This window comes from Francisella halioticida (genome assembly GCF_002211785.1).
GTDB classification, from domain to species: Bacteria; Pseudomonadota; Gammaproteobacteria; order Francisellales; family Francisellaceae; genus Francisella; species Francisella halioticida.
This window is the reverse complement of sequence record NZ_CP022132.1, coordinates 675422-687387: the sequence shown is the minus strand read 5'-3', so window position 1 is coordinate 687387 and position 11966 is coordinate 675422. Positions and strand designations below refer to the sequence as shown.

Genomic DNA, 11966 nt, shown 5'->3' with positions numbered 1-11966 from the left:
CAAAAATGGTCGGAGCAGAGGGATTTGAACCCCCGACCCTCTGGTCCCAAACCAGATGCGCTACCAAGCTGCGCTATGCTCCGACAATCTTTAAAATCAATGGTGGCCAGAGGCAGAATCGAACTGCCGACACGAGGATTTTCAGTCCTCTGCTCTACCGACTGAGCTATCTGGCCAATGACGTACATTATTACTCACTATTGCTTTTAAGTCAACATATTTTTACAAGATTTTTTCATCATAAAAAGTTTTTATATTATCAGTATCTGCATAAGCATATAAAGTCTGTGCTACTAATGTAGACCCATGACAAATATTACCTTTTTTATCAATAGCTATTAGACCAACATAATCACCTAGCCCATCACTTTCTGCTATTGATTTATTTATAGCTTCAGACAAAGACATACCATCTTTTACTCTTGTTGCAACTTTAGCTCCTACTGCTTGATTTAAGATATGCTCACCAATACCTGTACAAGATATACCCATATGATCATTTGCAAAGTTGCCAGCAACCGTTGGACTATCCCCCACTCGACCAGGATATTCAAACCCAACTCCTCCTGTGGAGGTTACTGCACATATTTTTCCTTTAGAATCTAAAACTACTACTCCTATAGTTCCGGTATAACCTTTTTCAAGCTCAAGGTATTCTTGATACCTTTTTTTTGTCATAGGATCGTATTTAGGAAGCTTCATAACATTATGAGCAAATGTAGTAGCTTGTTCTGCTGCTAATACACTATGGTGCTGTTGCATTAGTCTACTTGCAACTTCTATTGGATTTTTAATATTCTGAACATTAATTACACCTGCAAATTTTTTATGCTGACTATCTATTATTGATGCAGACATCCTTATTTGACCATCCTGCTGCACTCTAGAGCCTGTACCAGCATTAAAAATCTCATCATTCTCCAACAACTTAGCAGCAAATATTGCTACTTGGTTAGCATCATTAACCTCTCTAAGATATTCATAAGACTTTTTGACTATTGATAATAGGTGCTGATGGTAATCAATAAAAGAAGTATTTTTATCCTCTCTAGCACCACAGCCACCATGAATTATAATTTTTTGCATATTAAATCCCACTAAAAGTTAAAGTATATATTAATAAGTTTAGCCTGATTGACTAGTAAAGATTATAAAAGAATTTTTATGATTAGTATTCAACTAAGCAGGTATTTAGATCAAATTTTTGTTCTTCCAACAACATATGCATACGGATATCTACTAAGCTAATAGGCGCATTATTACGAGCATTATGCAATGATGAATGCTTCAGATGTGAGAAATCAATGATTGTCGCCATACCTGAACCAACAACCTCAATCACATTGTTAGGATTCAATAATGCTGCAGTATCTTCATCAATACCAACACCAACCATATATGGGTTATAAGAAAGAGCCGCAAGAAGTCTACCTAGTCTATCTCTTTGAGAGAAATGTTGATCTACTAAAAGCTTATTTGTTAAACCAAGACCTGGAGCTAAATTAACCATATTACATCTAGGGATAAGTCCCGCTTGACCCCCAGCAATCATAAACCCAGAAATAAATGCTGCTCCAGCAGATGTACCTGCAACATTAACTCCCTTAGCATTCAACCTACGAATAAGCTGAGCAATTGGAGTACCTCCTAGAGTTGTAGAGAGTAACAATTGATTACCTCCAGTCATAAATATACCTGTACACTGAGAAAGTAAATCTTGGTACTCTTTATTTGTAGTGGCTTCAAGACGGGTTTCTATCCTTAAGTTATAAGCTTCTTTAACTCCCATTTCTTTAAAGATATCAACATATATGTCTCCAGTATCAGGTAGTTTAGATGCTGTAGGTATTACAGCTATTTTTGCATCTTCTCCACCTGATAGTTCTATAAACTTCTCCAACACTGTAGGACTTGCAAATTTATCTTCTCCACCTCCAATAGGCATAATAAATCCACGGTAATCCTTTTTAACTGGCTTAGAAGGCATTTCAAAAATCTCCTTTAATATTTAAAAATCTGTATGGTAAAAAATAACATTTCGGTGAAATAATACTAATTAATGAGTGATTTTTCTATAAAAAAGGTTTATTTTTTCAAATCTTTAAGGTATTTAAAATATTTACGCCTCTATTATTTGATGCTATGCTATCTACTAAATAATTTTTTAGCTATAAAAACTTTAAGATGAAAACCCTAAGAGCCTTAACTATTGGTGGTGCAACACTAGATACGATTATCGAATATGAAGAAATGTTCACTATGAATATGCAAAAAAAAGATATAACTCAATCTTTTATGCTACTTGAAGAAGGAGCAAAAATTGAAGTAAAAGAACATAACTCTTTTTCTGGTGGTGGTGCAACTAATGCTGCAGTTTCTTTCAAAAAGCAAAATATAGACGTTAGCTTCTTTGGTAAAATAGGCAAAGACATTACCGGTGAAAAAATAACTCAAGAACTTAAAGACTTTGATATAGATATATCTAATATAAGGTACTCTAATGACTATGGTACAGCTACATCTTACGTAATTCCAACATTAAGTGGAGATCGAACTATATTTGCATATAGAGGTGCAAATAAAGACATTCTCAAAGATGACTTACCATCAAAAGCAATCATAGATAGTGATTTTATTTATATAACTTCTCTAAGTAAATCCTCAGCAGCAAGATTGCCAGAAATAGTGAAGCTAGCTTCAGAAAATAATACAAAAGTAGCAATCAATCCTGGCTCAAGTCAGCTAAGTGTTGGTGAGAGCTTTATAAAAGACTCAATGTTTAGTATTGATATATTAGTTCTAAACTACCAAGAGTCTCAAAAGCTTATGCTTTCATTGCTTTCTTCAGATGATAAAGAAATAATAGAATCTAAAGATCAATTAGAAACAACACATGCCGAAGAAAGAAGAGACTTTTTAAATGCCACATTTAGATTAAAAGACTTTTTTAGAATATGCTTAGATCTAGGTGTTAGACTAATAATGGTAACTGATGGAGCAAATGGTGTATTTGCAGCAACAAAAGATAAAATATATCATAGTGAATCACTACGTATTAAGAATGTTGTAAATACACTTGGTGCTGGTGATGCTTTTAGTTCAACATTCTGTATAAATATTTATAAAGGAAATAGTATTGAAGATTCTATAAAGTTAGCTCTAATCAACGCTAGCCATGTAATTCAGTATTCTGATGCAAAGTCTGGGCTACAAACATCTAAGAATCTAGAAAGAATTAAGTCAAAAATGAATTGTGGCTTAAACAAAAAAATTACTATCACTTCCTGGTAGCAATATACTTGCATTCAAAAAAAGACTCTACATCTGCAACATAATAATCTATCTCTTGATTATCATAGAAGTTGGCTTCAGATATATTATCGTCAGCATGAATTAATACAGTCTCCATACCTAGATGCTTTGCTGGAACTAAATTATGCGAGGAATCTTCAAAGAAGATAGCATTATTAAAATCAATATCAAACTTATCTCTACCTATTTCAAAATACTTAGTCTTCGGCTTAGATACTAAATTAGTATCCTGTATCGTTAAAATACCATCAAAACTTTTATCTAACTCAAGCTGTTTAAGCACTCTATATGTATGAAAGTTAGAAGCGTTTGTAAATATATAAGTACGATTATTATATCTTAGATCATTAATGTATTTATTAAGCTTTTTATTAGACTTAAAGCAACTAATATCTATATTATCAATAAAATTTAAAAACTCTTTAGAATGAATATTATAATAGCGCATCATTCCAAGCATAGTAGAACCAAACTCATAGTACAACTCATCACGAATTGCATTTGCTTTTTCAGTATCTGAAATATTTAATTTTAATTTAATATAATCACTCATTCTCGTTAGCTGACTATCAAATAGGCCATTTTTGTAAGAATAAAGTGTATTATCTAAGTCAAATATATAAGTTTTCATTTTCTAACATCATTCTTTTTCTCAAACTCTTGCCATCTAACCATATCTTGACAAATATCATCCATACTTTTTTTTGTTCCAAAACAAAGTTCTTTTTTCGCTTTCGAAACATCTGCAAAACTCGCTGCAATATCTCCCGCCCGCCTATCTACTATATGATAAGGAATTTCTTTCCCTAAGACCTTTTCATAAGCTTTAACAAGTTCCAGCACAGAATACCCATTACCTGAACCAAGATTATAAGCTCGCCAAGCAGACTTACCTTGTGCTAGTTTTTCTAATGCTAAGATATGGCCAATTGCCAGATCCACAACATGAATATAGTCTCTCACTCCAGTACCATCTTTAGTCTCATAATCTCCACCAAAAATACTTAGTTTAGCTAACTTACCAGCACCAACCAGACCAATATATGGCATAAGATTATTTGGAATCCCCTGAGGATCTTCTCCTATCATACCACTTTCATGAGCCCCTACTGGATTGAAATATCTAAGGCACGTAATATTAAATTTATTATTTGCATTTTGTAGATCTTTCAAAATTTCCTCTAACATTAGCTTCGTAGCACCATAAGGATTTGTAGTACTCAAAGACATATCTTCCGTAAATGGTGGCTCATTATTTATTCCATAAACAGTAGCTGATGAACTAAAGACAAAATCATAGACTTTATAATCTTGCATTAGCTCAAGTAAGTTTATAGTTCCTTGAATATTATTATGATAGTATTCCAAAGGTTTCTTTACACTTTCACCAACAGCCTTAAATCCAGCAAAATGAATTACAGCATGAATATTATGATCTTGAAAAACAGTGTTTAAATTAACTTTATCTAAAAGATCCATCTGATAAAAGTCAAAATCCTTACCTGTAATAGTTTTGACTCTATCTACTACAGATATTTTACTGTTTGATAGATTATCCACTACTATCACTTGATAATCTCTATTAAGAAGTTCTACTACTATATGGCTACCAATATAGCCTGTCCCGCCTGTTACTAATACTTTTTTATCCATTAGACTTCTCTTATATCTTTTAATAAAAACTTTAAAGTTTAATTACTTTTCCAAAAGCTATATCTTAGAAAGTTGACTTCTCATTATATCAATAGTTTCCTTATAGCTTTGAGAATTAAAAATAGCTGAGCCTGCAACAAAAGCATTTACTCCACAAGAGGCTATTTCTGCAATATTGCTTGGATTAACTCCACCATCTATTTCTAACAAGATGTCCCTACCGGTAGATTTAATCCACAGAGAAACTTCTCTAGCTTTATCAAGCATAGCTGGAATAAACTTCTGCCCTCCAAAACCAGGGTTTACAGACATTATTAAAACTCTATCTATGTGACTTTCAACATATTTTAAACAGTCAATATTTGTTGCAGGATTTAGTGAAAGACCAGCTTGAATATCAAAAGATTTAATAAGTTGTAAGCTTCTGTCTATATGTTCACTAGCCTCTGGATGAAAAACAATACTACTAGCACCAGCTTTTGCAAAAGCTTCAATAAGATTATCTACCGGTTTTACCATAAGATGAACATCCATACCTGCATTAATACCATAATCTTTTAATGCTTTAAGTACCATAGGTCCAAAAGTAAGATTTGGTACATAGTGATTATCCATAACATCAAAATGAATATTATCAGCCCCAGCTGCTAACACATCCTTAACATCATTACCCAACTTAGCTAGATTTGCAGATAAAATAGAAGGATTAATTTGGAAACTCTTCATAAAATTTATTGCCTTATACACAAAATATTAAAGATAATTTTAACATAACAGTATAAAATGTTTGAGTAAATAATAATTAAAAACTAACGACTGTTTGATCATACCCTCCTATTTGGGACACTTAGGTGTTAAGAAAAGGAGACAAGATGAGATATACAAAAGAGTTTAAAGATGAAGCTGTTAAATTATGTTTACAACCAGATGCAAATAGACGAGAAATAGCAGATAATTTAGGGGTTAAATATAAAACCATTTGCAGTTGGATATACAAAGAGCTTAAAGATATGGGTTGGAAAGTTACTCAACCTAGAGTATCTAAACGTATGAAATTACTTGGTTTACATGCTAAAGCGGCTCGTAAGCATAAGAAAACTACAGATTCCAACCACAACAAACATGTTTATGATAATTTATTAGAACAAAACTTCACTGCTTTATCTGTAAATCATAGGTGGGTTACAGATATAACTTATGTACCTACACAAGAGGGGTGGCTGTATCTTTGTGTGATTATAGATTTATTCTTAAGATCAGTTATTGGTTGGGCAATGGATTCTAGGATGAAAACGGATTTAGTTTGTAATGCTTTAAATATGGCATTCTTTAGAAGAAATTTTCCTAGTGGTGTGATTATACACTCTGATAAAGGGTCACAGTACTGTAGCAAACAATATCAAGACATTATTAAAGAACACTGGCTACTATCAAGTATGAGCTCTAAAGGATGCTGTTACGATAATGCTGCTTGTGAAAGTTTCTTTGGAACTTTAAAAGTAGAGTTAGTACATGATGAAAGCTATAAAACTAGAGAAGAAGCTAAACTATCAATATTTGAATATATTGAAGCTTACTATAATACAAAAAGGAGACATTCTACAATAAATTTATATGACTCCATATCAATTTGAATATATAATGGAAAATGAAGTAGTAAACTGTCACAAATTGACGGGGTAGATCAGGTCTAGTTTATAGCATTTTAAATAGAGGATAAATATCAAATGAGTCATGTAGAAAATGCAAAAAAGACCTTTGAAATGGAGATAAAAGCATTAGAAGACCTAAAAAATTCTATAAGTGGAAGTTTTAAAAAGGCTTGTGACATTATTTTAACCAATAATAAAGGACGCGTAATTATTACTGGAATGGGAAAATCTGGCCACATAGGCAAAAAAATGGCAGCAACCTTTGCTAGTACAGGTACACCCGCATTCTTTGTTCACCCAGGAGAAGCTGGTCATGGTGATTTTGGGATGATTACTTGTAATGACATATTAATAGCTATATCTAACTCCGGAAACTCAAATGAGATAATGGGGCTAATGCCGATGATTAAACATCTAAATATTCCTATTATTTCAATAACTAGCAACCCTGAATCACTAATGGCAAAAAATAGTGATATACACTTGAATCTTGGCGTAAATAAAGAAGCTTGTCCTTTAAATCTAGCTCCTACATCAAGTACAACAGCCACTTTGGTTTTAGGTGATGCTTTAGCCATAGCTTTACTTAAAGCAAAAAACTTTTCTGCTGAGGATTTTGCATTTTCACACCCTAGTGGAGCTCTCGGTAGAAAGATAATATTGAGGGTTGAAAATATTATGCGCAAAGGATCTGAAATTCCTAAAATAGATCCTACAGACACTATTCGTAAAGCAATACTTGAAATAAGCAATAAAGGAATAGGAAACACATTAATCACTTCTAAAGACAGTAAACTTCTTGGTATCTTCACAGATGGTGATTTACGTAGAATATTTGAGTCTGATAATTTTGATTCTTATATACCAATTTCGAATGTAATGAGTAAACACCCTAAAACTATATCAAAAGATGATATGGCTATGACAGCTTTAGAAAAGATGGAAGAATTTGAGATTATGAGTCTTGCTGTAATAGATAATAATGATTATGTTTTAGGAGCTGTAACTATGCATGATCTTATTAAACTAGGACTTAAATAATATTCATATTTGTTCTATTTTATAAAGACCTTCTTCAACCAGCAATCTGCACTGACATACCTACCGCCACCGTATAAGAATAATGTAAATAGCATAATAAAGTACGTAACAGAAAATTCCATACCACCATTTAACATTACCGGATCACCTAAAGCAGTTACATAGTTATATCTATCTGAAAAATTTTGAGATAACCATACAAACAAATCATTCAATCTTTGTGTAGATTCTGCTGTTTTGTCTGCAATAGCTGGCCATCCATGTACCCAATGTACCATTACACCGGCAACAGCCATTACAAACATCATTGGTATCGAAACAAGTCTAGTAAATAAGCCTAAAGCAATACCTATACATCCAATAAGCTCTGTTGTGGTTGCTAAAAAAGCCATAACTTCAGGAAAAGGCATGCCTAAACCTTCCCTGAGAAGTAGGTGCTCCAAACTAAGCAACAGTTGTACTAAATCCTTCAATTTTTGACCTAGCTCCTACGAACATTGTTGGTACTAAATAAAGCCTTATCCCTAACAAAAGTAAAAAGTCTATAGACTGAAACTTATTGATAGTTTTATAATACATATCATATATTCTATTTATCATAAATTACTCCTTATACTGATAAAGTAACCATATTTTGGTTGTGCCAAAAGACTAGACGATTCATTAAGTGTTCTTTATATTCATTGTTTATTTGCTTAAAATCTTCTGAATTAAAAATACTCACATCGTCTTCTAATACAGAACTTAAAATTGCAGACTCTAGTGGTGATAATCTTTGATGTGAAGTCTTGTGATTAACATTGAGATAAAGTGCATACAATATCTTTTGATCTACACTTATTTCTTCATTCAAGCTATTTATATCAAAAGGTAATGATATAAAAGTTAGTGTAGGATTTGCTTTTACCTTTCTAATATTTTTAAAACCTACAGCTTTAGTAATTTCTGTATTTTCAGAAACCTCAAACTCTGATATTTCTATAGAAAAGAGTAACCATTCAAATTCTATTAATTTGTATAGCTCTTTATCCATCTCTATCTCTCTTGAAGATTTTAGTATCTCCGTAGCAATTTGATGAAATGCTGGTTCAAATGCAACATTATCTTCAAGAAAAACTTTTATAATCTTATCTTTTAATTTCTGAGAGGCATGAGTGTTAAAATAAGGAAAAGTATTCTCTAAAACACTTGATACATTGCCAACAATAAACTCACGATACATCTCTATCTTTTCATCAGTTGAATTACCATAGCGAATAGCATGAGTAAAACTTTGCATTTTATTTTTTATAGACTCTGGTATATTCATATTTTCCTCTCTATAAGATTTGTTATGCTATTTAACTCATTTAATCATCTAGTTTTGGGACAAAATGATCTCGCTCAAGTAACATCGGATGCCAACCATGTTGCTCAACTGTAAATTTAGCTAACTCTTTTACTTCTTGTATTACATCTTTACCGTGAGTATCTAAGATAAAATTATCTTTTTTGTAGTGTCCTGCAATATGGTAATAGTTAATGCTGCCTTTCTTAATCCCCTTTATAAATTCAAAAACATCATAGTTATGATTATGTCCATTTACATAAACATTATTTATATCAAGCAACATTTTCGCACCACTTTTTTCTAAAACCTCACAAATGAAATCAAGCTCACTCATATCGTTATCATATTGATAATAATATGAGATATTTTCCAAAGTAAGTGGTCATTTTATAATTTCTTGAACTTGATCTATCCTATTACAGATATAAGAAATGTTTTCTTTTTCTCTAGGTATTGGTAAAAAATCATATAAATAACCTTTATCATCATCAGAAAAACATAAATGATCACTATAAATATCTATATTATAATCATCCAAAAATACTTTAATTTCATTCAAAAACTTCTTATTAATTGGTTGAAAACCCCCTATTGATAAGCTCAAACCATGAGCTATTATAGGGTAAATATTAGCAACCTTATCAAGATAATCTTGCTTGAACCCTCCTAAACCAATCCAGTTTTCTGGAGAAAGCTCTAAGAAATCAATCCCATCAACTTTTTGTGTTGATAAAATCGATTGATACTCGGATCTTAACCCTATACCTTGACACTTACCAATCATTGTCCACAAACTCCATTAGAACATTTACCTAATTGCGCCACTTCTTTTTTGTTTTGTTTACCATAAGCTTTACAAACCTTAGTACCACAATTACCATCTCTTGTTCTAATGAGCTTTCTGTCTTGCTGATCAGCATCAACATCTACGACACCAAACTTTTTAAGTGACCACATTTACCACTAGCGCATTTACCTTCGCCTTGTGCTATTGGACTGCTTTCAGATGATTCTTGAGCTTGTATAATAGGTGCTTTAGCTTCTTCTGCTAAAGCTACTCCAAATGACATGGAGGCTGTTAAAGCAATTGTTAAAGGTATTTTTTTCATTTCAAATTATCCTTATTTAACTCCATCAACGGGGAAACATGCTAAATCTCTACCCTCGTATACAGGACCCTTATAGTATTTTTTAACTATCTTCGTAGATTCATCTTTAAGCACGAGTCCTTTACCTAAAAAGTGGCTTAAAACTAATGCTTTTGGATTTACCGCTGCTGCAACCTTTCCAATAACTGATGGTTTAGCATGTAGGAAACTCCCTGCAGCATCTGTACTTTCGTCAACTGGCATAGGCATCATCAAAATATCAGCATTTTTTGCAAACTTAATGAAAGCATCTCTAAATTTATCATGCTTATTGCTACCTCCAGCTCCGGTTACAACAATAGTTCCTTTCTTTGATACAATTTTATATGCTAAAGTTGGAACATCACCTTTTGGAATCCCTAAAGCCCAAATTGTAAATTCTTTATTTGAGAAAACTTTTATTGGCTTTAAACTTGTAAAATCAACATTTGTTACAGGATCAAGTTTAAAAGAAAATCCATCTGTGCCTGTAAGTATTCCGTGTAAATATGCATAAGATCCATGTTCTTTTCCAAATACTCTTTGAAGAAAATATGTTGCGCTTGGAAAAAGATCTAAATGCGTAGGGCCTGATAAAGGCAAGTTTTCTTTTCTATCAGAGAAATATGCACCTTTTAATATTGCTGGTAAATCTGCTGAATGATCTGCATGAAAATGAGTCATATTGATCATTTCCAGATCCTCTATTCGAGCACCAGATTGACCAAATCTAAGATATGTACCACCACTGGCATCAATCAAGATCTTAGATTTACCATCCAACCATATTAACTCACCAGCAGAGGCTCTAGCATCATCTGTAATAGGTCCACCAGAACCTAATAATAGGACTTTTGATGTCTGGGCATTGAATAAATTATAATAATCTTGATCATACCCTCCTATTTGGGACACTTAGGTGTTAAGAAAAGGAGGGTATGATCAGGTTTATATTACAAGCCTGTGGTTAACGAACATAAAGAAGAAGTAAAAGCAAAGCTTATACAGATACATGAGGAGATTCCCTGCTACGGCTATATAAAAGCTCATAAGCAATTAATAGAAGATGGGTTTAGCATCTGTGAGAACACAGTACAAAAGTATCGTAAAGAGTTAGGCATCAAAGCTATATTGGCGGTGAAAAAACCAAACTTAAACTTATCTGAACCTAACAAAGAGCATGCTATTTATAGTTACAAACTAAAAGGTTTAAGCATATTGAGACCTAATCAAGTTTGGTCTACAGATATTACATATATTAAGACTGATGCTGGCACAGTTTATATGGCAGCTATTATTGATTGGTACTCTAAGGCTGTACTAAGTTGGGAGATATCCAACACTATGGATAGTAGTTTAGTTATGAAAGTTTTAAATGAAGCTCTGTATAAATATGGAGTACCAGAAATATTTAACACTGATCAAGGTAGCCAGTACACATCTAACATTCATATCCAAACATTATTGGATAAAAAAATTACTATATCTATGGATGGTAAAGGTAGAGCAACTGATAACATTTGCATCGAAAGATTTTGGAGAAGTGCTAAATGTGAGAGATTTTATTTAAATCAATATCCTGGCATTGTTGAACTAAGAAACGATGTGGATGATTATATAGATTTTTATAATAATAGAAGATTTCATGAGTCTATCAATTATAAAAAACCTATGGAATTTTATTACGATAACTTATTGGAAAAACGGGCGGCTTAGATGGGAACTAAATAATTGAAAATATTGTTTAATTTATTGGGGTAGTATAATATGATAGCTTTGAAACTTATGCTGATACCACATTTGAATTAATAGATGCTTTATCATCATCAAATGCTAAAACTGCTGTTGAGC

General features: G+C 32.5%; 11 protein-coding genes, 2 tRNA genes and 3 pseudogenes. 4 read left to right on the top strand and 12 right to left on the bottom strand.

The annotated features are described in order from the left end of the window. Positions 1-6: 6 nt before the first annotated feature. The 4 genes from CDV26_RS03800 to CDV26_RS03785 all read right to left on the bottom strand — a co-directional run bounded on the left by CDV26_RS03800 (position 7) and on the right by CDV26_RS03785 (position 1987). Positions 7-83: transfer RNA gene (locus CDV26_RS03800), tRNA-Pro, on the bottom strand. A 17-nt stretch (positions 84-100) separates the two neighbouring features. Next, positions 101-176: transfer RNA gene (locus CDV26_RS03795), tRNA-Phe, on the bottom strand. A 46-nt stretch (positions 177-222) separates the two neighbouring features. Continuing rightward, entirely contained in the window at positions 223-1086 is an 864-nt protein-coding gene (locus CDV26_RS03790; protein ID WP_088772155.1) for an isoaspartyl peptidase/L-asparaginase, read from the bottom strand. An 82-nt stretch (positions 1087-1168) separates the two neighbouring features. Further along, positions 1169-1987 carry a cyanophycinase gene (locus CDV26_RS03785; protein WP_088772154.1) on the bottom strand — a complete coding sequence of 273 codons (819 nt, stop codon included), beginning with the start codon at positions 1985-1987 and terminating at the stop codon, positions 1169-1171. A gap of 197 nt (positions 1988-2184) precedes the next feature. Between CDV26_RS03785 and CDV26_RS03780 the strand changes: the two genes are divergently transcribed. After that, positions 2185-3291 (top strand): carbohydrate kinase family protein, encoded by a 1107-nt coding sequence (locus CDV26_RS03780; protein WP_088772153.1) that lies wholly within the window; start codon positions 2185-2187, stop codon positions 3289-3291. On the opposite strand, the gene CDV26_RS03775 is transcribed toward CDV26_RS03780, so the two are convergent. The 3 genes from CDV26_RS03775 to rpe are packed head-to-tail and all read right to left on the bottom strand — an operon-like array spanning position 3278 to position 5691. Next, positions 3278-3943, bottom strand: a complete 666-nt coding sequence (locus CDV26_RS03775; RefSeq protein WP_088772152.1) for a pyrimidine 5'-nucleotidase — start codon at positions 3941-3943, stop codon at positions 3278-3280. The genes CDV26_RS03780 and CDV26_RS03775 overlap by 14 nt on opposite strands. Then, on the bottom strand, positions 3940-4965 hold the full coding sequence (gene galE / locus CDV26_RS03770) for a UDP-glucose 4-epimerase GalE (protein ID WP_088772151.1): 1026 nt from the start codon (positions 4963-4965) through the stop codon (positions 3940-3942). The genes CDV26_RS03775 and galE overlap by 4 nt, the downstream gene beginning before the upstream one ends. A 57-nt stretch (positions 4966-5022) precedes the next feature. Then, positions 5023-5691 carry a ribulose-phosphate 3-epimerase gene (gene rpe, locus CDV26_RS03765; protein WP_088772150.1) on the bottom strand — a complete coding sequence of 223 codons (669 nt, stop codon included), beginning with the start codon at positions 5689-5691 and terminating at the stop codon, positions 5023-5025. A gap of 125 nt (positions 5692-5816) precedes the next feature. On the opposite strand from rpe, the gene CDV26_RS03760 reads away from it, so the two are divergent. Together CDV26_RS03760 and CDV26_RS03755 are read left to right on the top strand one after the other, a co-directional pair. Continuing rightward, on the top strand, positions 5817-6599 hold the full coding sequence (locus tag CDV26_RS03760) for an IS3 family transposase (protein WP_157671430.1): 783 nt from the start codon (positions 5817-5819) through the stop codon (positions 6597-6599). 93 nt (positions 6600-6692) lie between these two features. Next, positions 6693-7658: a KpsF/GutQ family sugar-phosphate isomerase gene (locus CDV26_RS03755; RefSeq protein ID WP_088772148.1), complete on the top strand. Its 966-nt coding sequence runs from the start codon at positions 6693-6695 to the stop codon at positions 7656-7658. A gap of 14 nt (positions 7659-7672) precedes the next feature. Here the strand turns inward: CDV26_RS03755 and CDV26_RS03750 are convergent. From CDV26_RS03750 to CDV26_RS11950, 5 genes and pseudogenes are all read right to left on the bottom strand, one after another. After that, positions 7673-8258: pseudogene (locus CDV26_RS03750) on the bottom strand (HvfX family Cu-binding RiPP maturation protein). A gap of 10 nt (positions 8259-8268) precedes the next feature. Continuing rightward, on the bottom strand, positions 8269-8967 hold the full coding sequence (locus CDV26_RS03745; RefSeq protein ID WP_088772147.1) for an HvfC/BufC family peptide modification chaperone: 699 nt from the start codon (positions 8965-8967) through the stop codon (positions 8269-8271). After that, positions 8964-9772, bottom strand: a pseudogene (locus CDV26_RS03740) (MbnB/TglH/ChrH family RiPP precursor modification enzyme). Before CDV26_RS03740 ends, CDV26_RS03745 begins: the two are co-directional and overlap by 4 nt. Then, positions 9769-10097: pseudogene (locus CDV26_RS03735) on the bottom strand (hypothetical protein). The pseudogenes CDV26_RS03740 and CDV26_RS03735 overlap by 4 nt, the downstream one beginning before the upstream one ends. A gap of 12 nt (positions 10098-10109) precedes the next feature. Next, positions 10110-11021: an MBL fold metallo-hydrolase gene (locus tag CDV26_RS11950; RefSeq protein WP_338029166.1), complete on the bottom strand. Its 912-nt coding sequence runs from the start codon at positions 11019-11021 to the stop codon at positions 10110-10112. 57 nt (positions 11022-11078) lie between these two features. On the opposite strand from CDV26_RS11950, the gene CDV26_RS03725 reads away from it, so the two are divergent. After that, complete coding sequence (locus tag CDV26_RS03725) at positions 11079-11831, top strand: IS3 family transposase (RefSeq protein WP_088772146.1); 753 nt, start codon at positions 11079-11081, stop codon at positions 11829-11831. The last annotated feature ends 135 nt before the right edge of the window (positions 11832-11966 follow it).